The organism is Faecalicatena faecalis (genome assembly GCF_012524165.2).
In the GTDB taxonomy this organism is placed as follows: Bacteria; Bacillota; Clostridia; order Lachnospirales; family Lachnospiraceae; genus Faecalicatena_A; species Faecalicatena_A faecalis.
The window spans coordinates 124,406-147,834 of the sequence record NZ_JABACJ020000011.1 but is presented as its reverse complement, the minus strand read 5'-3'; the positions used below and the strand labels follow the sequence as shown (position 1 = coordinate 147,834).

Sequence of the window (23,429 nt, the reverse complement as noted above, 5' to 3'; positions counted from 1 at the left end):
GGCTGATCTGCGATCGGCATGTGCCGAAACGCGGATTGTATCAAATGAGCTGATGCGCGGTCTAACTGCGCTAAACTGCGGCCTAGGTGGGCCGCAGGCCCGGAATAATCAGAAAATGACAGCCCTGCCTGTAAATCTCCATATTCATCTTTCCCACTAGCTGTTTTTTCTTCATGACCCTCAGGAATTTTTCTGGCCCCAACAGCCCTCTGTTCGGATTTTCCCAGCGTGCCAGCGCCTCCGCTCCGCAGATTTCCCCGTTCTTAAGATCCACAATAGGCTGCAGGTACATAATGAATTCCTGATGCATCAGTCCATGCACCGCCTCATGCCCCATCGCATACCCTGAAATCGTCTCCTGCTCCACGGCCTCATCGTAGAGCACATAAGGCAAATAGTGTTTCCGTGCATAACGCATAGCAATCTCACTATACTGCAGTGTTTTCAATGGATCGCTGTCCGCTCCTGTCAGACGATAGATTCCCACATGAAGCTCCAGAAAATATCTCTTACCAGCCCTGTGAAATTCTTCTTCCAGAGAATCCTCCATATCCTGAACCCTCTGTTTCAATGCATCAACAGATGTATACTGTACAAAGAATACAAAACTAAATTCATTAAATCTGGCTGCCGCCTCCGCACTTTGATCAATTGAGTCCATACATATATTACTGATCAGGCGAAGAGCTGCCTCCCCCTCATCATATCCATAGATCTGCGAAACGATATCCGCTCCCGTATACAGATATAATACTGCAAAATGTTCCCTGTTCCCATCCTGGATGCATTCCAGATATCTTTTTTTCCAAACTGCAAAATTCCCTTTTTTCGTCACATCGTCCAGACATGCGAGGGTCTCGATTTGGCGCTTTCTTTTCGCCAGGATAAAAGGCATGATCAAAAGAACTACAACGGCCGCCGCCAGACACCCCGGAATCACATATCGGTATAGATAAGATAAAGAGCCCTTCTCATGTCCCTTCTTGGCATAGACAAGGTATCTTCCTTCAATTTGGGCCCTGTCGAGCCTCCCTAATTGTTCCTCAATCAGCTCTTGTGAGACCCTGGGCATACTCTTACTGTAAGCGGGACAGATTTCCTTCTTTTCTCCATCCTCCGTAAAAGTAAGGACTGGACTGCCAAGAACAAGGCCTGCCTGTTCCATCTCTTCCTCTGTCAGGCCATATGACCAGATGACATCCACCTGCACATTCTCCGCCAGCGCCAGCCTATTGTCCTCCTTCGAAGGTCTTACATAACTCACCTTAATTCCAGCGGCCTGCGCGGCCTCCTCAAGAAGTTCTGGCAGGATTCCCTGATATTCCCCCTTTTTATAATACTCCAAGGGCCATGCATCCGGCGCTCCTGCCGCATAGATCTCATCTGCCGCCTTCACTGTCGCAGGCCTTAAGACCGCCAGAATTACTCCTGCTGCCAGAATGCATTTTTTCCAGCCCGTCATTTTTGGTCTCCCTTTTTCTCCCATCATTTTTCTTCCCCCATATTCATCTTCTGGCGTTTGATCTGTCCCCATACATTCTTCTTTTTCTGATAACCAATAAAAGCCGTCATCCTTGTGAATGCCTGGATGAACCGGAAAAATACACTCTCTGCAAGACACAGATAAATGGACTTTACCACATCTGTAAATGACAGCTTTATATTCTGTGTATAGATTCTGGAAAAGAACGCTGTTATCGTAAGGACTGCCCCATATAGAGCATAGATCACAAAAAACATGATCATGAACGGCACATTGATCAGATTGACCACATATGCCAGTACCATCGTAATAATCCCGAACAGTTCAATAAACGGGGACAACAGCTCATATAATAGATAATAAAGGTAAGACACCGATCCTACCACACCGAACTCCGGCGAAAAGAACATCTTCCGATGCTTTTTCAAGCTCTGGAATAATCCCAGATACCATCTGCGGCGCTGTTTTTTCAGATCCCGTATCGTAGAAGGGCACTGACTCCAGCAGATGGCATCCGGCGCATATTTAATGGAATAAGGAAGCTGGTTGATCCTGCAGAATGCATGCAGCTTGACCACAAGCTCCATATCTTCCCCCATGGTAGTCGAATCATATCCGCCCACATCTGAGACCGCACTCTTCTGAAAAAGTCCAAATGCACCCGAAATGATCAAATTTCCGTTAAATTTATCCAACAGAATACGGGATGCCATAAAAGAACGGTCGTATTCCAAAATCTGCATCCCTACGATAGGATTCCATGGCATATGATAGTCCACGAGTTCCCCTTCCTTTAGGACCGCACAATTGGCGATCCTGACCAGACCGCCCACCGCTACGACACTGTCGTCCTCCAGCACCGGCTTTACGATATTTTTCAAAGAATCCCTCTGCAGTACACTGTCAGCATCCATGCAGATAAAATACGGATACCTGGACGCATTGATTCCCATATTCAGTGCATCTGCCTTCCCACCGTTCTCCTTGCGTACCAAAGTGACTGAAATATGATTGATCTTTCCTTCATATACATTGATTTCTCTTTTACAGCGAATCTTACGGTTAATTGGACGGCTTACCTTTTTTAAGTGAAATGCATCCAGCAGAACTTGGGTCGTCCGGTCTTTTGACCCATCATCTACTACAACAATCTCATATAAGCGATAGTCCATCATCAAAAGCGACTTCACTGTATCTACGACCGTAATTTCCTCGTTATAAGCCGGAACTACAATTGAAACAGGCACATAATATTCATGCTCTATCTCATTATGATATCTCCGCTTTTTATGGTCCCGGTATAATTCCAATGCCCCCAAAATGACAGACGCCATAAGAAATGTCGAATATCCCATCAGATACAGTACGAAAAAGACACCGACGACACTGTAGAACGTTTTCACAAAATCAAACATGTATCTCCTCCAAATCTATCTGCTGATCCTCTATCTCCTGCAGCTCAGAGACATATTTTAAGATTTCACGTGCATAACGGTCATGCCCGTTATAAACATCATAGAGCCTCAACTGCGGCACCTTTAATCCATAAATCAAGGACTGTGCACAGTTGAACCGGACATACCAGTTAGATGCACTCAATCCCTGCTTTAAGCATTCCTGTGTATCTATACCGGGATAAGAGGATAATGCCAAGGCCGCCATCGCAGCATATTCCCAGTCGATATATTCCTGATATCTTAAAAAATTGAACAACATCTCTCTGGCTGGCTCATACGGATACCGTCTAAAATAACGTACTGCCTCCAGACGCAGCTCTTTCTCTTCATTCTCTTTTTTCAAAAGTTCCAGAAACTCCTCCTGGAATCCACCATCAGAAAATCGGATGAACTGCATCACCGGAAGGTTTAACTGTCCACTGAATTTTGCACGGTGAGCAAACAGCAATTTGGCAAGTTCATGTCTATCCCCGCAAAAACCAAGCAGTCCATCCGCCAGCAGCTTCACGCTATGGAGGATTCCATTGTCCTCCATCTTCTCCCATGCAGCAAGAACGGCCTCCTGATTTCCAATGGAATACAACGCACCCAGCGCATTCTCCCTGGCATAGACATCCGGTCCGATTACAAGGGTGACCAGGAAATCCATAAGCCCGTCATAGGACGCATGTCCCCGGTCAATTCCAAATTTTTTGATCAGGCTGGCAAAATACGCCTTTTCAATCAGATCCCGCCTGCTATAATAAAATGCCAAATCTAAAAATACTCCTCGAAGCCCTGTGAGGTAACATGCATATTCCTCCGCGGATACCCGGCCCTTTACCTCCTCCAAAGAATACTCAAAAGCCCGGAGCCGCTCCAGCTTCCTTAGATTTCTTTTCAGGACAGACATTCCTTCTTCTGTCAGCGGGCCGTCTTCTGTTATTTTCTGTATCTGCATAAGAATCTTATCCACCATATCAAGGCTCTGCTTTTCCAGCCGTTTGCCCTTACGCCTGTCCCAGAAAATATAGCCGATATTATAAATGAGGACAGCTATGCAGCCTGCCATATAAAAATACAAAATCAATTCCGGTCTTATTCCGAGTATATGCATAACTCTCCTCCTTTCTTACTTAGCCCAGATCTTCTGCATCTCATAGTACGACTGTTTCAGTCTTTCGTGGTAAGTAGGATTTTTGCCCCATCCCTTTAATGGAATCTTACCCATTGCAATTCTCGTATTATCGTCTGAATCTTCCCCTATTCCCGCATAAATCTCCTTGATGGACAGATTTTCAATTCCATAATTCTCATAATAATCATCATGGACCTGCATCTCTGAAGGATTTGAAAAATTCAAAAGCCCCCAAGGTATCCTCAACTCTAAGTCATCCCCGTTTATGATAAAGTCAGAAATAGAATTGTAATCGGGATCATTCGGGTTCCCATTTCCATATGTCAGCTTTCCAGTCTCCACTCTTTCCTGCTTCTGTACTGTTGCCTGATCAGATGTTGACTGCCCCATTAAAAGTCCAAGATAGATCTTTTTAAAGATAGGAGAATCCTTGTCCGGCGGATCAAAATAAGGATTTTCTCCCCCAAAATCTTCTGCAGAAATCGCTTCAAATACTTCATACCGTTCCTGTACCAAGACCCTGCTATTCTCCTTCCCATCGAGTATTATCAAAAAGTCTGATGGCCTTTCAAAACGTATCCCTTCTCCCTGCTCATAATAACTTCCAGTTTTGGGGGTCACATCAATCGGAATATATAGTTTTCTTTCTGACAGGGAGAGCCCTTTCTGATGGACTCTGAAATAGAGAAACTTCTCATCATACTTTGCAGAAAGCTGTAAACCTTGTCCCTCTGCCACGATATCCTCTTTAGACCACTCCCCCACATCGCCATCTGTATAGCATATACTTTCCTCCTTTCCCGGATCAAAGGAAAGTATCCCAAAATACTGCTCATTTGTCTGAAAGTCACTCCAATAAGCATTCTTCAGCAAATCCTCATTCGCTAACGTATTCCAGGTCCGTTTGAACCACTCGTCCTGCCACGTAAAAATAATGCTCCCTGCACATCCTGCCTTTTTGATATCGTAATAACATTCAATCAGGGCCTCGCCCTGTTCCTTTTCACTCATATACCCCTGAGATCTGCCTGTATTGTAATCTATCTGTGTCCTCCCTCTTGAAGCAGGAATCCCAAATTCAGAGATTACCACTGGCATGCTATGATGCCCGTTCAGTAGATTCAGATAAGCACCATACGTATTATATTTTCCATTCTCAAGCTGATATTGATCCATATCAGGAAGTTCTTTCCAATCCTCATAAAAACGCAGATAATCCGGATGGTACGGGTATACGTGATAGGATGCGAATTGACCGGAACGAAATGCTTTTGTTGTATGGATATGCTCTGTATCTACCTTCGCACATTTCATAAACCTTTTGTTTACTACCTCCGGGAAATCTAAAGGATCTGTTGTCGGCCAATTGGAAAATGCAATGAGACGCTGCTCCATATATTTTCCCGTTTCGTAAGCAATCATTTCATCTCCTACCTCCGCAAGAAATGCCTCAAACGGTGTGGCATCTTCTGTCGTATACATATAAGTTCCATCATATACATTCTTTGAATCCTGCATATGGTCAGTATAAGCGACCGTAACATCTTCCCACTCGACCCCTAAAATATATCCCAGTACCCACTGTGAAATATCCTTTGTATAGGAACCACTTGCATTTGTCGTACCATATCCCAGGTTCAATTTCTTTCTCCCATGAAGGACATCTACCAATGTCCTGCAGTCCTTCTTAAAGGTCTCTAAAAATTGATCATCAAACGCATCTACATGAGAGTTCAAGACATAATCATTCACCCATACACCATGGATAATGTAAAGCGGGTCAGGATTCTCATGATTATATTCATAGACCGCCTCATAAAATGTCGGACTTAAGATGGTATATACACGGACCGTATTGGCCCCCATCTCTTGAATCATCTTAAACCACCGCAAATATGTCTTTTTATCAATCGCATACTCTGTGGCAAAGTGTCCGGGAATTCCCGCGCCCATATCTACTCCTTTTATTTCAAACGGTTTCATTCCCTCACCTGTATCGACCAAAATTTCCTTGCCTTCTACACCTGTAAAAGTTTGGATTTCTTTATCGTCTGAAAAGTTGATATAAAATCCCCACGTGTAATATGCCGTATCCAGAAGGAATACAGCCAGAATTAATATGGCCGCAGCCGTCAGAAATTTTTTCACTGTGCTTCCCTCCGTTTAATGATTGTACCTTTTATTTTTAGACTCATGGCTGTAGAAACGAATAGCCTCAATATGCTGATCCATCCATCTCAGACGGCTGATAAGTCTTCGTTCATACTGCTCTACTGCAGCCTCATAAGAACCAATATGACGTCCTTCTCCCATTAAAAGCTCGTGTTCCTCATCGAAACTATATCCCCAGACTTGAAAATTCCGATCGATGGCAGTTCCCAGATAGTTTTGAACATCATCTATATAACCCTTGATATATTCATCACTCAGCACACTCTTGCGTAATTCCCTATATCTCACGATAATCTGATTCGTGAATCCTTCATCCTTCATCAGCATAAAGAACCATGGTCGATCCTGCAAAAAAAATCCGGCCATTGAAGTCTGTGTTTCCATATAATTATCACAGCAGTTATTAAAATCCCAAACGGCCATCTTCAGCTTTCCTCCCACATCTTTATAAAAATAAGTAGAGTAAATCCCGGCATCCGTATTTTGAGACACTTCATTTATAATCCAGTAATCCACAAAGTTGTCCACATCGATATCACTCCGAAAACCATACCTCTTAGAATCATAATCATAAGAGTAGAGTGCCTTTTCAAATCTGGAAAAATCTCTACTGATATAATTCGTAATATCAGAATTCAATTTTTTTGATCCCGGATATTTTACTTCGACCCGGCTTTGTAACCGCCCCGTATAAAAAGTAAAATTATCCAGGTAATTCCCGTCATTCACGCTCTGACGGTCTACACAGACAATATAACTGGATACTCCTGCCTTTCCGTCATATTTCGAGACCTCAATCCGTCCTTCCCCGACACTGATCTGTTCCATCATGACATAAACTCCCTGGTATTCATCATTTAAGAACACCTCACAGAAGCGGACATCAGGAGCCCACTCCATCATTTCTCCCGCCAGGTTATACCACATATAATTACGCATCAGAGTCTTATCCAGAAAAGGTCCATTCAGCACCCATGTACTGTCCTTCTCCATCCCCATAACAGCATAATCTTTCTGCTGCATGTCATCCCCTGTAAATTTAAACAGATATCCCTTCTTATCAAAACGTCTGGAAGAATTTCCCCGAACCCGGATCTGTACATCAGAATCGATATCCGGCTTCTGGGACAGAGTATGAAGCTTTCCCTCCTTTTCCCGAATCGACATATGAGCAGTAATATACGTATTAAAAACTTCACTTACCAACTGTCCCTTAGCCGGACTCCCCGGAATGGTCTGACCATCTGTATTGATCTCTACAACAGGCAGGTGACTGGAAAAATCTTCTGGCTTTATAGACAGGTTCTTATCCTCCACATCCGTATTATATTCCAGATGCTGCTGGGTGCGTATCCGCTCTGGGTCGGCCTTAGCCGCAATCACTAATACTGCTGCCAATAGCACGATCACTGTCCCCGCATATAATCTTCTGCTGTTCATACTCATTTACCCGCTAATCTCATCATTCTGCGTGACAATGTTCACGTATTCAATCGTCTCCAACTCGTAAAGCAGTTCCGCAATGCTCTTTTCCTTCTTATTGGAAATCAAATATACCTTCCTCGGCATTTCAAAAATCAATTCAATAGAATCTCTGCTCGTATTCTTGACCCGGAGCATGGCCTTTGATTCAAAATAATCGAACACGATCGACTCTATACGGCGTTCCATATTCCTCGCCCCTCGGATGACCAGAAGAATTCGATTATCATTCTTCACCCTGCCAAGGAACAGAAGTATCAAAAATACCGCACCACTCCCCACGACTGCTACCATATAATCCCCGACTCCGCAGCAGATACCCACAATGATCGTCCAGAAAATATAGGTGGTATCCCTGGAATCTTTGATAGCTGTCCTGAAACGTACAATAGAAAGCGCACCCACCATACCAAGAGACAATGCAATATTATTACCGATGACTGTCATAACTGTAGCAGTTAATACGGTCAATGTAATCAACGAAACATTGAACTTCTTTGAATACACGCTCCCTGCATGGGTAAAATAATACGACAGGTAAATCACGACTCCTAAGATGACTGCCACCAATATATGCAGGATGATTTCCTCCATGGAAAGTGACCCGCTCTCCTCAAACATAGAATAAATATACTCTTTCATGTTTCTCGTATCTCCTTTATTTATTTTTAACAGACCCTGATGATTTAAAACAGATAATGAAGCCCAACACTGCGTGAAAAACTGTATTTGCTGACCGATGTGGGGATCTTTCCATCCATGCTCACCATCTGTTTTATATAGCTAAGTAAGAATCCATTGTATTTAACTTCCATTACCGTCAAATAAGGATCAAATACCGGATTCAGATTTAATGACGGTGAAAAAATACAAAAGTCACTCTCCGTCGCCCGGATATCCGAATCAAATGTGATTCTCGTCTTATTCTCACTCGCTACATAAGCCTTTCTACGGTATTCTACGATTGATTTCGGCCGATAACAATGAATATTCAACAGTCCATAACATTCCTTTGCAAAGGGCTCTTCATAATTCAGCAGGCAGGAATAATGTCCCTGCGTTAATTCCATCGCATCTTCCCGCTTAACCCGCAGCGAACGCTTTTTCTGATTTTCCCCCTGCTTCTGCTTCATCTCAAGCATCGCATAATCAGAATCCGGGCTGTATGTCCGAAGTCTGATCTTTCTCCTGATTTCCAGGCCATCCTCCTTCTCATAAAAATCCCGTTCCTGCATCGTATCAAAATACAGGCTTCGAATCAGATACCCTCTTGTCCCGTTATGTTCATCCGGCCTCAATACCTTTTCAAATGTATTGTCCAGTCTCCTGTACTGCTCCAAAGACAACAGATATTTCTTTTCCTGCCTCAGGACTTCCTTCATCTTTGTTCCTCCCTATCCATAAGCTCAAGTGCCGGCCTCATATAGTGCCAGGAAAATCCCAGCTTCGGGTAATCAAATTCCTTCTTAAGCTTCTCAAAGCTTTCTTTTACCGCACCGATACCGTCATAATAATACGTATTCTTTTCTGTCAATTCATGATAGCCTGGCTTTTGGAGTTCTACGATATGAATGATTCCCTTATCATAGGTCTTGGCCAGTTCTACTTCTGTCCTGATCTGCCCCGCCTCATCATCCTTATTGTAGTTCATCACGGCCAATACATCGCAGCCATTTTCCGTCAGATCAGCAAGCTCCTCCTCATATCCCTTTTTATCATAGAAATTAGGAATACATACAATGACTTGAAGCCCTTTTTCGGAGGCGCTCTCATAAGCCGCTCTTAAGTTATTAATATATTGCTCCATGACCTGATCGGGACTTTCATCCCATTCTTCTGTCAAATAAGGCTCCACATCCCATACAATCCCCGAAAAGCGGCTTCCCCTTCCGGCCTTTTTATTCAGGCTGTCCACTCTCTTTACCTGCTCCAGCATCGACTCTGCATGTTCCTCTAATCCCCAATTGGCATCTCCTGCGAGATAGTATACGTCCTGGTTTTTACTGCTGCGGCGCTTTAAATATTCAATCACGACCTCATCTTCCATATCCTGTGGAAATTCCTGATAGACGGCAGCACACCCTAACCTCTCCATAGCCATATATATCTCTTCCTCTTGCTCTGGCAGGATATAATCTTCTTCCCAAGAAAAAATACTCGTCTTCACAACCTCTTCTGAATGTGCCTCCTTCTTACAGCTTACTAAAAATGTGACTGCTCCTGCACCCAAAAGTGCTGCCAACAAAAATCGCTTCCGATATTTCATCTTGAACCTCCCCATTTAGGCCCTATTTCCCCACTTCGCCATTTTTACATCCTTTGCATTTTACACTATAATATGTATCATTTCTACTGTCTTTTGCAAAAATTGCTTTCTAATCACAAAAAAGGTGCCGTCAAATAACTATGAACTAGCTATTTGGCGACACCTCAGTCTAAATACTTCTAAAATTCAAATACTGCAACACCATATCCTGGTAACGGGTACGCAAAGGAATATGTTCTTCCGTCACACTCCTGCTTTACTGCCTTGTAGACCAGCGGCCTTTCTTCACCGCTTCCGCCATACTGTACATCGTCACTGTTCAGAATCAGCTTATACTGCTTCCTTCTCGGTACTCCCACCCTATAATCAGGCCGGTCTACTGGAGTGAAATTACATACGAACAGCAGATTCTTCTTATTGTCCTTAGAATGTCTTACAAAGCTGAAAATACTCCTGAAGGTATCATCTTTATTAATCCATTCAAATCCATCGGGATCATTGTCCAACTCATATAAAGCCTTATTCTTCCTATACAAATGAAGCAGGTCACGATAAAAATTCTGTAACTGTTGGTGCTCTTTCTCCGCCAACAGATACCAATCCAATTCCCGCTCTTCACTCCACTCCCGAAGCTGTGCAAAATCCTGTCCCATAAATAACAGCTTCTTGCCCGGATGCCCAATCATAAATGCATATCCGACTTTTAGGTTCGCGAACTTATCAAACCCAACTCCCGGCATCTTATTAATCATAGAGCACTTCAGGTGCACGACTTCATCATGAGAGAGTACAAGAATATAGTTCTCACTGTAGGCATATTCCATAGAAAATGACATCTGATAATGGGCATTCTTCCTAAATAAGGGGTCCAGCTTCATATATTCCGTAAAATCATGCATCCAGCCCATATTCCACTTCAAGCTGAAACCAAGACCTTCATCCTCCGTTGCACCTGTCACCTTCGGCCATGCCGTGGACTCCTCCGCAATCATCATTGCACCGTGATTCCTGCCCAATACCACAGAATTCAGATGACGGAAGAACATGATCGCCTCCAGATTCTGATTGCCTCCGTTCTTATTCGGAACCCATTGTCCATCCTGCTTTCCATAGTCCAGATATAACATAGATGCCACTGCGTCCACCCTAAGACCATCCACATGATAGTGCTCGATCCAAAACAGTGCATTGGCAATAAGGAAATTCTGGACCTCTGGTTTGCCATAATCAAAAATCTTTGTTCCCCAGTCAGGATGTTCTCCTTTTCTGGGATCTGCATATTCATACACCGGAGTGCCATCGAAATCCGCCAGACCATGAGCATCCTTTGGAAAATGTGCAGGCACCCAGTCCAGAATCACTCCGATCTTATTCTTATGAAGGTAGTTGATCATATATGCAAAATCTTCCGGTGTACCATACCTGGATGTAGGAGCATAATATCCTGTCACCTGATATCCCCAGGAGCCATCAAAAGGATGTTCTGCAATCCCCATAAGTTCCACATGTGTATAGCCCATCTGCTTCACATACTTCACGATCTCCTTCGCGAACTCACGGTAAGTATAAAATCCCTCATCCTCTCTGCCCGGATGTCTCATCCAGGAACCCATATGTACCTCATAAATAGACATCGGATTCACGCGGTTGTCCCAATTCTCACGAGAAGTCATCCACTCACGGTCAGACCATTTAAAATGATCAATATCTGTGATCCTTGACGCTGTTCCCGGCCGCAGCTCTGCATAATTGGCAAACGGGTCTGCCTTGAAAATCCGCTTCGCCTGGGCAGTCTCAATACAGAACTTATACAAGTCCCCTTCCTTCGCCCCCGGCACAAAGCAGGTATAGATCCCCACTGGATCATGACGCTCCATATAGTTCGCCTCAAAATCCCAGTCATTGAAATCACCGATCACGGCTACTCGCCTTGCATTCGGAGCCCAGACTGCAAAGTAAACGCCCTCTTTTCCCTTTATTGTCACCTTGTGAGCACCAAGCTTCTTATAAATCTCATAATGCGTGCCCTGCCCAAAAAGGTATTGATCTAATTCCCCAATTTCATAAGGCTGCACTTTCTTTTGTACGGTCTTCTTTCTTCCCATAAGCCCACCTCACAACTCGTATTTTTATAAATACAATTATACTTGAAACAGCGTGAAAAAGAAAGAGAAATCCGCCGCTGTATATAAAAATAGACAGACCATTTTCAGTCTGTCTATTTTACCGATATCTGAGCATCGGCTTCTCTGATATTCATTTCTTAAATATTAAAATCCTTCTCTGACAGGATGATTCTGTCCGCATCATCTGTATTCTTACCAAATACCCTCTTAACAAGCTTTTTAGCTGATGCTTTCTGTGAATGTGCCATTGCCTCATCCATCACTTCCTTGACCTCTGCAACTGTTACTGCATGGTCCTCTCTCTGCAGAGCATCAATGCGGCTGTAAAGAGCCAGGATTCCCATCTCATCAATACGGTAACCATTCTCCTGCGCATAAGTCTGTCCGAAGGTAACCAACTCGTCATTGATAAAAATCGGTACCTCTAAGCGGCTGGTGAACTTTCTGCGGAACTCTCTGTTGGAAGAAAGAAGTCTATCCAGAGGCTTTCTCTGTTCCTCTAGAACGATCAACATCTCTCCGGTATCACGTTCCATCGCTTTATTCATACGTGCGACAGTCTTCTCATTCATCTTGGATGCTTTTTCAATAATTAAAGCACCACCATATAGCTTATCGAAAATATCTCCGATTTTTTTCTTATTCAGAGAATCACCTGTTACGATAGCGACCTTGCCCTGACGGATATTTCTCTGCTTCTGAATCGCCTTAACAACATCCACAGCCAGAACCGTTTTACCATTTCCCTTATTTCCTATAATCAGAAGGTTACCAGTGCGGGATGTTCCCTCTCGGTTCGTACAGTTGCGGTCCTGCTCCAGTACATCTACAAGCTGTTCGCTCATACCTCTGACAGGTACGAAATAGGAGAATAACTTCTTCTGCTCTTCTGTAAGTCCAGCCCTCGTTCCAATCCCGCTCTGTGCGGCAAGATCATAACGTCCGTGTACTACGAACCCGGTATCTGATAAAGAAAGGGCATCTGAAATCTCATCCAGCGGAAGCGGTGAAGTCTTACCTGTAGCAATCAGCTTTGCCGTCTCTTTACGGCTCAAAGGAGTGGTCGCGGATAGAATATCCATCTCATCATCATCGTCCGGGATTTCCCTGTCGTCTGGTTCATTCGCATGGGCCGGATTCGGACGGAACTCTTCTTCAAAGCTTGCCTCGATATCCTCGTAATCCGCTTCCTCATAGCTGTCAGCCACGTCATACTCTTCATCGGAATAACCATCTGCGTAGTCATCCTCATACTCGTCTGTATATTCCTCTTCTTCTACGTAGTCGTCTTCATACCCATCTTCGTACTCGTCTGTGTAAGCATCTTCTTCTGCGTACTCATCCTCATACTCATCTGTGTAAGCATCTTCTTCTGCGTAGTCGCCTTCATACTCATCTTCGTACTCGTCTGTGTATTCCTCTTCTTCTACGTAGTCGCCTTCATACTCATCTTCGTACTCGTCTGTGTATTCCTCTTCTTCTACGTAGTCGTCCTCATACTCATCTTCATACTCGTCTGTGTATTCCTCTTCTTCTACGTAGTCGTCCTCATACTCATCTTCGTATTCCTCTGTGTAAGCGTCTTCTTCTGCGTAGTCTTCCTCCGCCGCATAGCTCTCAGAGTAACTATCATCATAGTCATCTTCATACAGCTCTTCCCCAGCATACTCATCCTCTTGCTCATCGACATACTCATCTACAATATCATCTTCTACTGGATACTCACTGCTGTAAAATTCTTGACCAGCTTCATCTTGTGCAGGGATAGCTGCCTCTTCCTCAACATAAGAACTCTGGTCTCCATAGGAATCCTCATGTGCATCTTCGAAAAGCTCTTCCTGCATCATATCACTAAAATCATCCAAATTGTCTTCTGGCTCATCTGCTGCTGACAAAAATTCCGCGATATCATCAATTCTAAGCTGCTGTGTTATCGCTCCCATATTCTCTCGAACATCTTCTGTCTCTCTTCTGGCAGGACGTACCGGTTCCGGCTCTTCTGGCAGGACGCCTTCGATTTCATCAATCATACGCTGAATATCCGACGGTAAAATCGGTTCTACCTTTTTCTTCTTATCTTCCATTTCTACCTCTTCCGCCGGCTCTTCTTTCCAATCCATTAAAATATCTTCAATACTGAGCTGACCATCAATTTGGTCACCCGCTGCCGGCCTGCTAAATTCTAGTTTTGTATCTTCTACTGTCTCAGGTTCTTCCTCGAATTCCTCCAGCTCTTCTTCCTCAAAATCACTCAGACTCTCATCTTCATATTCCTCAGGAATGCTGTCTTCTTCTAGCTCTGGTTCCTCTTCTACGAGTAACTCCTGCTCTTCTGTCCGGGAATCCGCTTCAATTTCTACTTCTTCTGCTCCTGATTCAGACAATATATCTTCTGCATCCTCCTCAATCTCCTCTGAAATCTCGGGGATGTCTTCTTCAACTAACTCTTCTAATTCTTCCGAAGAGTCTTCTTCCACATCTGACTCTTCTGATATCTCTGGGAAATCTTCCTCTTCTTCCAACTCTTCTAATTCTTCTGGGAAATCTTCTTCCTCTTCCAACTCTTCTGAAACCTCGAGGATTTCCTCTTCTTCTGGAATGTCTTCTTCCTCTCCGATATCTATTGAGATTTCTGAAGAGTCCTCATATCCATCTTCAATTTCTTCCGATATTTCCGGAGAGTCATCCGTATCAACAAGTTCCTTAGGTAAGTCTTCCTCGACTTCCAAATCTTCCGATTCTTCTAAAGGCCCTGTTTCTTCTTCCGGCTCTTCTGAAATCTCCTGGATTTCCTCTTCCATCTCTTCTGGTTTCTCCGGGATTATCTCTTCCTCGATCTCTTCTGATTCCTCCGGGATTATCTCATCCTCAATCTCTTCTGATTCCTCCAAAAGTTCTTCCTCTTCTAAAGGCTCCGCCTTTAACTCTTCGAGGTCGGAATCAAAACGAATGCCATTTCTTTTTGCTTCTGACTTATTCGCAAGTTCATTCACTAATTCTAAATCAACAACTGCCTCGATTTCCTCTATTGCAGACTCCAATTCAGGAATGTCTTCTTCCATCTCATCATCTTCGGCATCAAGGCTTACATCTGGCTCATCCTCGGGCTTGGGTCCAAGCAGACTCATAAGAGCATCCTGCAGCTTCATCCTGCTTCCAATCCCTTTTTCCTCTAACCTTTGTATCGTCTCATCTACTTCAGGCTCTTCCTCTGGTTCCTCGATCTGTTCTCCCTCTAATTGAGCTTCCAGTTCTTCTTCTGTAGGTATTTGCATCTCCACTGTATTATCGAGGTCTACTCCCTGTTGGGTGACTTCCTCTTGCTGCGAAGTACTTGGGAGATTCTCCTCCAGTTCTCTTTCCGCCTCTTCATCTAATTCTTCCCGATCCAGCTTTTCACTTTCAAACTCCGCTTTACGTGCCTGATATTGTGTCAAATCAGGAATCTCTTCCGTTTCTAATTCTAACTTTTCATATCTATGATCATACTTCTCCTGCTGTGAAGGTGTCAAAGGCTTATACTGCATCTTAAGCTCCATTGCCTTAAATACGAACTTCCCTTCACTGAACCAAAGAATCAGGTCATCGCATTCCTCAAGACATTCGGCCGTCATCCCCGCCTCTTGATATAACTTCGCAAGTTCATATGCCCACTCTTCAATGTATTCCGCTTTTTTAAACTCCTCAAGCGCTTCAATCTGCTGTTCAATCGGAGCTCTGCGGGCTCTTAATATCTTATATCTTAATATATGCTGGTTTGGATCCTTCGGAGCGACCTGCATAAAATCATCATAATAATCGATAGCCTCATCTACATTTCCAGTCTTTAGTGCCAGAGTGCAAAGACGGTAAAGCACTTTTCTACTGCCTTCAGCGCGATGATAAGCTATATTCAGAACTTCGTAACTCTTCTGGTAGTCTCCGTTTTTTTCGTAGATATCACTGACATTTGTCAGCATGGTAGCGTTCCTGACTCGTTTCCAGTCAATGGCATCCGCAATCTCCGCGGCCTTGTTGTATGCACCGTTTTCCATAAGTTCAAGCATCTGTTCTGTCTTTAACTTATATTCGTACTTATCCACTGCACTCACCTCGTAATAAAATATTATTTATACTCTCCAAGCACCCCGTAATTCATGCCCCGCAGGCTACACTTTGAGATAATTCTGTCCTTAGTTTACCATAAGCACTTCTCAATGTCAAAAAAATGCATCCTCAATTGACATTGAAGATGCATTTTAATATTTATTTAATTTTCTCATTCTATTTATTTTATAAATCGGAGGAATCTTCTGATTTATTGTTCCTGTAAGACCTTTACCGCTTTGTCTATTGATATCTCAGTCTGTTCACTAAGACTGGCTTATTAAACCTCCTGTTCTTCAATAATACAAATCGATTTATTTTATAACGAGAACCCATTCACTTTCGATCCTGGTACCCATTCATACTTTAAAGTATAACTCCAAGTTATTCATCCTATAACCTTTCAGCTTCCGCAGTATTGTGTAACAATATTCCAAAAACCTATTAAGCTATTTCTTCTATAACTATGTACACTTTTTATGAAATGATATCCTCTTCATGTTTCTTTACACATTACTGGGAATTCTGTTATATGTGGTATCTATATTCAATACGTCTGCAAATGATTAAATCTTTTGATTATGATCCAGTTTTCCGAACTCTCCGATCAATTCCTTTTCATTCTTCTTTTACTGGATTCCTTTATCTTCTACTGGTAAAGGTCTCTTTTTCACAGGAACTTTCATTTGCCGTACCACTAACATATTGAATTATAACTGATGTTAAACTGTCCATGGGACCCCTGCCTCCTTAATCTAGTATTTTAATCCGTCTGAACATTTTTATTATGTTCATTAGATAATATCCTTTGAGATGTTTCTTTGTTGTTTTTGTATCTCTTTTGGATTGACTTTATATTAGCATAAGGATTTTTATTTGTCAACACATTTTTATTATTTTTTATAAATAAATTTTTAATTGTATTATTTGTATATAATTAACTGATTATTTAATCATATAATTGTATTTAACGCGCTTTTTCATCCCTATATTTTGTGGTTCATGAGATAATTGTACACGCAATTCTGAAAATGACTTGCAAGAGGGCCGCCCCCTATGCAATCGGAAGGCTGATCTGGACACTATAGATCTCTGCCTGATTAAGTACGTATATTTCTCCCTCCATCAGGTCTACCATTTTCTTGGCACTTTTCAGTCCGATGCAGTGGCTCTCGGTTCCATCTTTCTCTTTTTTTACGGTATTGATCAGGCCGACTTTTACCTTCTTCTTTTCCATCTGGAGGCTGAGCTTTACGGGGGTTGTCTTATCTCCATATTTCAGGATATTGGAAAAGAGATTATTGAAGATCCTTTTGAGCAGGACTTCATCACCAAGGACTGCCCCTGTACATTCTTCCATTACGACATCTGCCCGAAAACCCGCCAGGCGGAGGAAATCCAGGTTCTCGTATAGGATTCCCCGCATGGTTTCAAGCTTGACTTTCGTAATTGTTACGTCCTCGGTCTCCTCATATACCAGAGCATACTCGAACATTTTGTCCGTCATCTCTTTGATATCATTGGTTTTCTTGAGGCACCGGTCCAGGTAATCCTCCTCCATCTCAGGGGAGACCCGCTTATGCTTTAATACTTCCAGGTAGCCGCTTAAGATGGTGAGAGGCGTCCTCAGGTCATGGGACATCGTGGTGATCAGGTCCTGGTTCGCTTTTCTGCTCTCTTCTTCCTGATGGATATTTTCTTTCAGAGCGATGCGCAGATGGTCCAGCTCACTGGAAAGAATCCCGATCTCATCCTCACCGCAGGCAGAAACCGGGTGGTTCAATTCGCCCGACGCCATGAGCAGGACCTCATCCTTCATGCCCAGAACCGCCTTCATCTTACGGTTTATAAAAACCAAATTGATGGACAAAAAGACTGCGATGCTGAGCAAAACACTGATAATCAAGTATACGGTAATGATTCTTACAGAATGATAAGAAAAGATCATAACGGTAAATTCCCCATTATGAAATTGAGTGGGCACCTCATAATGCATCTCTACCTCACCTGATGTCATCTGATATTCAAAATTCATGAACTCTGCAACTGGAGACGTCGCCATGATCTCCGCATATGCCCCGGCCCGGAAAAGCCCTTTTCCACCGATCTCATATATATACAGACTTGTATATTTATCTTTAATATTAAAAAAAGGTTTGAATGCCTTGGTCTCCTCGACATTTTCTTCATTGTCTGGGACATCATAATATGGGGCCGTCTCTTCTATCTTCTCGATCAGAGCCTGCCTGTCCCATGAAATAGCCGGGAAACGGCACATAAACCTCCACACATTTCCCATGTTCTTCCATAAAAATGCGAACATCAAAAGACTCAGGGCCGCAGATACGATCAGCAATACACTAAGCTTTGTCCGAATCTTCATTCTTCTACTTCTTGAAATCACTTTCTTAATCACAGCGGTACCCCTTTCCCCAGATTGTTTTGATCAACTCTGGATTTTTAGGATCTTTCTCTATTTTTTTACGAAGATTACGGATATGGACCATGATCGTATTATTCGCCCCATAATAATAGGACTCGTCCCACACAGCCTCGTAGAGCCGTTCCGCGGAAAATATCTGGTGCCTGTTCTTTACCAGAAGATGCAGCATGGCATACTCTGTATCTGTAAGCTCGATTGTTTTTCCATCAATGGATACCGTTTCTGCCGTCTCATCCAGCTCCAGGTCATGAAAATAAACAATCTTTTTCTGCCCGGCAAAAGAATCTTTTGTTTCGACATTTGCAGAAAATGAGTCTTTCCCTTTATAAATTTGATATCTTCGAATCAGTGCCTTGGCCCGGCTGACCAATTCATTATAAGAAAAAGGCTTAACAAGATAATCATCTCCTCCACTGGAAAATCCAAGTGTCTTGTCGCTCTCCTGCCCCTTGGCACTTAAAAACAGAATCGGAGCGTTGCTCTTCTTACGAATCTCCAGGCAGGTCTGATACCCGTTCATCCCCGGCATCATAATATCCAGTATGATTAAATCGAATTCCTGAATCTCCAGAGCCTCAAGAGCTTCTGTTCCATTTCCTGCCTGTTCGATCTGAAATCCTTCCCCCATAAGCAGAATCTGAATGATTTCACGAATCTCCGGATTATCATCTACCACAAGTATCCTGGCTGTTTCCATCTCTTATCTCCTCCTCTTTATAAAATTTATTATACATGAAATTTTAAGAAAATTATGCCTTCTTAAGAATTCTTCAGATTCACTTTGGGCAATCTTTAAGAAACGATACGTATACTTAGTAATACCAAAGGACATCTCGGATTCCTTATTACACGAAAGAACTAAGGAGAGTGCTATGATTCGAAAAAAAAATTTCTTTCCCGGCCTGCTGGCCGGACTCTTCATCATTTTTATACTGCTGATACTTCCAGACGGGTGTTTCTATGGTTCTCATACAGACTGGCTCAGCCAGCACGTGCAGCTTGCCGAGACGATCCGCAGCGCCTGCCTTGAACAGCACACCTTGACACCTGCATTTTTACCACTGGGTGGGGGAAGTAATGGATATCAGTTTTCCTATTACGGATATTTAAGACCGGATATTCTCATTGGCTGTCTGCTGCCTGGTATTCCAATGGTCAAGCTGATGATTGGATATATGCTGGCAGGATATCTGTGCTCCGTCCTGCTTTGTTATTACTGGCTGACAACATGTACCCCCGGCCAGGATGAAAAGGACCGAATCGAACCATTTGCAGCTTTTATCGGAAGCCTGCTTTTTATGACTGCCGCCTGCTTCTTCCAAACGCATCGGCAGATCATGTTCATCAACTATATGCTTTTTCTGATACTTGCACTTTTAGCTGTAAAAAAGCGGAGATTCGGCCTTTTTCCGCTCATCTTATTTTTTATTTATGTAAATAGTTTCTACTATTCGATTTCCTGTCTTGCAGTAATTGCTTGGTATTGGCTAAGGCAAGAAGGATACAGCTTCTGGACAAATGGGATTGTACTATATCTCAGATCTGTGTTTCTTTCCATTGGTATGGCCGCTCTGCTCCTTCTCCCAACCGCACTGGTGATACTGGAGCACCGCCGCACCACCGAGCCCTTGAGCCTGAACGAAATCTTTGGCACAGCAGAGCATTTAGGCGGACTTTTGTACAGTCCCTATGGAATGGGATTGACCATCATCTGCCTGTACCTTCTATTATTAGGTCTTGGGTATAAAAAATACCGAATGGAGAGTTTGTTCCTGCTGATTGTATCTACTTGGAGCTTTGCGGCCTGGATCTTGAATGGAACGCTGTATACAAGGAGCAAAATCCTGATTCCGTTCGTTCCACTTGTAATACTGCAGTGTACAAGGCTTCTCAATGCACTGATTTCGGAAAAAACGGAACCTCACTATAGTAAGGGACCTGACTGGAAACTCTGGCCCTTGCTCCTGCTGGCCCTCTCAGCTCCACTGTGGATATCCGATTCAAAGGCTGGCTGGATTGCTGCTGATATCAGCATTGTCACCCTTGTAGTAATTCTACAGAACATAAAAGGGAAAAAAGCCATGGTTCGGATTTGGAGGTCTGTTTCCTGTCTTCTGCTGTGTATCCTGCCCTGTTTGATGTTTTTACAGACTATGCCAAAAGACAGCTTTGTAAAAAAAGAAGAGTTAGAAACTACCGCAACCGCCTCAAAGATGTTCCAGCAGGCGGACCTGAATCCTCTGTATCGAAGCGAAAACCTGATGGATGTTTTGAACACATGCAACCTCATACAGGGCAGAGGGGTCCAGAAAGGCTCCATGTATTCCTCCATTACGAACAAGGACTACGCATCCGTCTTCTATGACACCTTTCTTGCACCGATACAGATTAATAACAGTCTTGCTGTCCTTCCGTCAGGAAATCCATTCCTGCTGAATTTTCTGGGAGTACGTTATTTACAGACAACAATGAATCACATCCCTTATGGCTATAAGGTAGTATCTACTGAAAAGGAAGGGGCAAAGAACGGCACAACAACTGTGTTGACAGAAAATAGAAACGTGCTGCCTATTGCATATGTCACAACTGAGATCATGAAGGAATCCGAGTTTCTAAAGCTGAACGATTATGACCGCCTGGATGCAATTACCCGGTATACCATTGTTCCCGACCACACTTCTGATAACAACACTGTCCCTGTTACTGACGGCACTGCCTCCACGGAATATGTTTCACATATGCAGAAGTTTTCACCTGCATTCCAGAAGACAGCTTTGCCAGATACGATTCAGATTTCTAAAACAAAAGATGGTTATCTCCTTGATGTAAGGGAAAAAACAAAGGTTACATTTCCACTGAAAGAAGCATTAAAGAATAAAATACTGCTATTGAATTTCCAGGTTGTCAACAAGAGCAGAAAGGCCGTTGTGATCGATATCAACGGTATGAGGAACAAGCTTTCCGGTGCCTCTGCACCCTATCCGAACGGAAATGATATATTCCATTACCAGTTTTCAGATGCTTCCGGGAATGGGTTGGACCAGCTCGACATTACTTTTTCAAAAGGAACCTATCTGATCAGACACACAGACTGGCATCTTTATGAGGAACAGCTCCTGTCTCGGAAACAGTACACTTCCACAGCGGCCCATAAGACAAAAGGGAATGAAATCCTATCCTGTACCGCTGATGTGACGGACGATGGTTATTTTATCACCTCCATTCCACTGCAAAAAGGAATGGAAATCATCGTTGATGGGAAAAATGTTCCTATATTGAAGGTAAATCAAGCATTTGCAGGAGCCCGGCTCGAGAAAGGAAAACATGACATTCGAATCATTTTTCATGCTCCAGGACAAAGGGCTGGATATTGGATCAGCTTATTGAGTTTACTCGCATGGCTGTTCTTTAAAAGAAAAGAGGTCTTAAGATGAAATCGAAAAAAGAACTGCTCTGCTACTGTGTCAGCGGCGGGGCCACGACTTTGGTCAACTATATTATTTACTTTATCCTCATTCAGGCGAAGGTGGAATATCTTGCTGCAAATACAGTTGCATGGATCGGCGCGGTCCTGACGGCCTATGTCATGAACCGCAGATGGGTATTCCATTCCAAAGGACATATTTTACAGGAATTCAGCTCCTTTGTTTTCCTGCGTTTCCTGACTCTCATGGCAGAAAATATACTGCTCTGGCTGACCGTAAGCTGCCTGGGCCTCCATCCTCTGCCATCAAAGGTGGTGGTCAGCATCATTACCGTATTGTCTAACTATGTGCTATGCAAGTATAAAATCTTTCAAAAGGAGGAACCGAATCATGGATAAAATCAGTATTATTGTACCCTGTTATAACGAAGAACAAGTACTTCTTTTGTTTTACAACGAAACCGAAAAGGCGGTCCGGGATATCGAGAACGCAGAATGTGAATTTATTTTTATCGATGACGGAAGCCGGGACCATACACCGGATATCCTGGAAAGTCTGGCTTATAAGGACAAGCGCTGTAAGTACTTATCATTTTCCAGGAACTTCGGAAAGGAAGCAGCTATGTATGCTGGGCTGCAGCACGCAGACGGAGATTATTGTGTCTTTATGGACGCTGACCTTCAGCATCCACCAGCATTGTTAAAAGAGATGTACCGTGTCCTGAAAAATGAAGGCTATGACTGCTGCGCGGGATTCCGCGAGGATCGGGAAGGAGAAGGGAAGGTCCGTAACTTCCTTTCCAGAAGCTTTTATAAGGTCATCAATAAATTATGTGATCTCAATATGAGCGACGGGGCCGGGGATTTTAGAATGATGAACCGGGCGATGGCAGACTCCATCCTTGAATTTAAAGAATATAACCGGTATATGAAAGGGATTTTCTCCTTTATCGGATTCGATACCAAATGGATTCCTTTTCATAATGTAGAGAGAGCTGCCGGAGACAGCAAATGGAATTTTAAAAGCCTGTTTCGCTATGCATTAGATGGAATCTTTTCCTTCTCCACCGCACCTGTTACATTGGCTGGAACAACGGGGAGCATCCTGCTTGGGATTGCCGTACTTCTGGGAATTGGGGCCGCAGTACGTGCCCTTCTCTTTGGAGCCCCTATCAGTGGAATTATGATGATTGTTCTGCTGATATTGGTGCTGAATGGAATACAGCTTTTGTTTCTCTCTGTATTGGGACAGTATGTGTCGAAAGACTATATGGAGACGAAGAGGCGGCCGCTTTACATTGTAAAAAGAGAAGAAGGCTTTTCAAAAAGTCACAATTAAAAATAGGGAACGCAGACATATCTTGATCTGCGTT

General features: G+C 43.2%; 15 protein-coding genes. 3 read left to right on the top strand and 12 right to left on the bottom strand.

The window, feature by feature from the left end:
• Positions 1-82: 82 nt before the first annotated feature.
• From HGO97_RS12780 to HGO97_RS12725, 12 genes are all read right to left on the bottom strand, one after another.
• A complete protein-coding gene (locus HGO97_RS12780) occupies positions 83-1,534 on the bottom strand; it encodes an EAL domain-containing protein (RefSeq protein ID WP_216242231.1) in 1,452 nt (483 codons plus the stop codon).
• On the bottom strand, positions 1,486-2,898 hold the full coding sequence (locus HGO97_RS12775; protein ID WP_168866628.1) for a glycosyltransferase family 2 protein: 1,413 nt from the start codon (positions 2,896-2,898) through the stop codon (positions 1,486-1,488). Before HGO97_RS12775 ends, HGO97_RS12780 begins: the two co-directional genes overlap by 49 nt.
• The gene (locus HGO97_RS12770; RefSeq protein ID WP_216242229.1) at positions 2,891-4,036 is read right to left on the bottom strand and encodes a hypothetical protein; all 1,146 of its coding nucleotides are present in this window, start codon (positions 4,034-4,036) and stop codon (positions 2,891-2,893) included. The genes HGO97_RS12775 and HGO97_RS12770 overlap by 8 nt, the downstream gene beginning before the upstream one ends.
• Before the next feature lie 15 nt (positions 4,037-4,051).
• Complete coding sequence (locus HGO97_RS12765; RefSeq protein ID WP_216242227.1) at positions 4,052-6,205, bottom strand: hypothetical protein; 2,154 nt, start codon at positions 6,203-6,205, stop codon at positions 4,052-4,054.
• A gap of 15 nt (positions 6,206-6,220) precedes the next feature.
• Positions 6,221-7,669, bottom strand: a complete 1,449-nt coding sequence (locus HGO97_RS12760; RefSeq protein WP_216242225.1) for a CotH kinase family protein — start codon at positions 7,667-7,669, stop codon at positions 6,221-6,223.
• 6 nt (positions 7,670-7,675) lie between these two features.
• On the bottom strand, positions 7,676-8,353 hold the full coding sequence (locus tag HGO97_RS12755) for a DUF4956 domain-containing protein (RefSeq protein ID WP_216242223.1): 678 nt from the start codon (positions 8,351-8,353) through the stop codon (positions 7,676-7,678).
• A gap of 44 nt (positions 8,354-8,397) precedes the next feature.
• The gene (locus tag HGO97_RS12750; RefSeq protein WP_216242221.1) at positions 8,398-9,093 is read right to left on the bottom strand and encodes a polyphosphate polymerase domain-containing protein; all 696 of its coding nucleotides are present in this window, start codon (positions 9,091-9,093) and stop codon (positions 8,398-8,400) included.
• Positions 9,090-9,977 carry a hypothetical protein gene (locus HGO97_RS12745; RefSeq protein WP_216242220.1) on the bottom strand — a complete coding sequence of 296 codons (888 nt, stop codon included), beginning with the start codon at positions 9,975-9,977 and terminating at the stop codon, positions 9,090-9,092. Before HGO97_RS12745 ends, HGO97_RS12750 begins: the two co-directional genes overlap by 4 nt.
• Before the next feature lie 179 nt (positions 9,978-10,156).
• Positions 10,157-12,082 (bottom strand): 1,4-alpha-glucan branching protein GlgB, encoded by a 1,926-nt coding sequence (glgB, locus tag HGO97_RS12740; protein WP_216242218.1) that lies wholly within the window; start codon positions 12,080-12,082, stop codon positions 10,157-10,159.
• Positions 12,083-12,240: 158 nt separating this feature from the next.
• On the bottom strand, positions 12,241-16,185 hold the full coding sequence (locus tag HGO97_RS12735) for a hypothetical protein (protein ID WP_330654252.1): 3,945 nt from the start codon (positions 16,183-16,185) through the stop codon (positions 12,241-12,243).
• A gap of 1,058 nt (positions 16,186-17,243) precedes the next feature.
• Complete coding sequence (locus HGO97_RS24230) at positions 17,244-18,605, bottom strand: histidine kinase dimerization/phospho-acceptor domain-containing protein (protein ID WP_216242214.1); 1,362 nt, start codon at positions 18,603-18,605, stop codon at positions 17,244-17,246.
• Positions 18,598-19,329, bottom strand: a complete 732-nt coding sequence (locus HGO97_RS12725) for a response regulator transcription factor (RefSeq protein WP_216242212.1) — start codon at positions 19,327-19,329, stop codon at positions 18,598-18,600. The genes HGO97_RS24230 and HGO97_RS12725 overlap by 8 nt, the downstream gene beginning before the upstream one ends.
• A gap of 175 nt (positions 19,330-19,504) precedes the next feature.
• Between HGO97_RS12725 and HGO97_RS12720 the strand changes: the two genes are divergently transcribed.
• The 3 genes from HGO97_RS12720 to HGO97_RS12710 are packed head-to-tail and all read left to right on the top strand — an operon-like array spanning position 19,505 to position 23,395.
• Positions 19,505-22,066, top strand: coding sequence for a YfhO family protein (locus HGO97_RS12720; protein ID WP_216242210.1), 2,562 nt, complete (start codon positions 19,505-19,507; stop codon positions 22,064-22,066).
• Entirely contained in the window at positions 22,063-22,455 is a 393-nt protein-coding gene (locus tag HGO97_RS12715) for a GtrA family protein (protein WP_216242208.1), read from the top strand. Before HGO97_RS12720 ends, HGO97_RS12715 begins: the two co-directional genes overlap by 4 nt.
• Positions 22,448-23,395 (top strand): glycosyltransferase family 2 protein, encoded by a 948-nt coding sequence (locus HGO97_RS12710; protein WP_216242206.1) that lies wholly within the window; start codon positions 22,448-22,450, stop codon positions 23,393-23,395. The genes HGO97_RS12715 and HGO97_RS12710 overlap by 8 nt, the downstream gene beginning before the upstream one ends.
• Positions 23,396-23,429 lie beyond the last annotated feature (34 nt).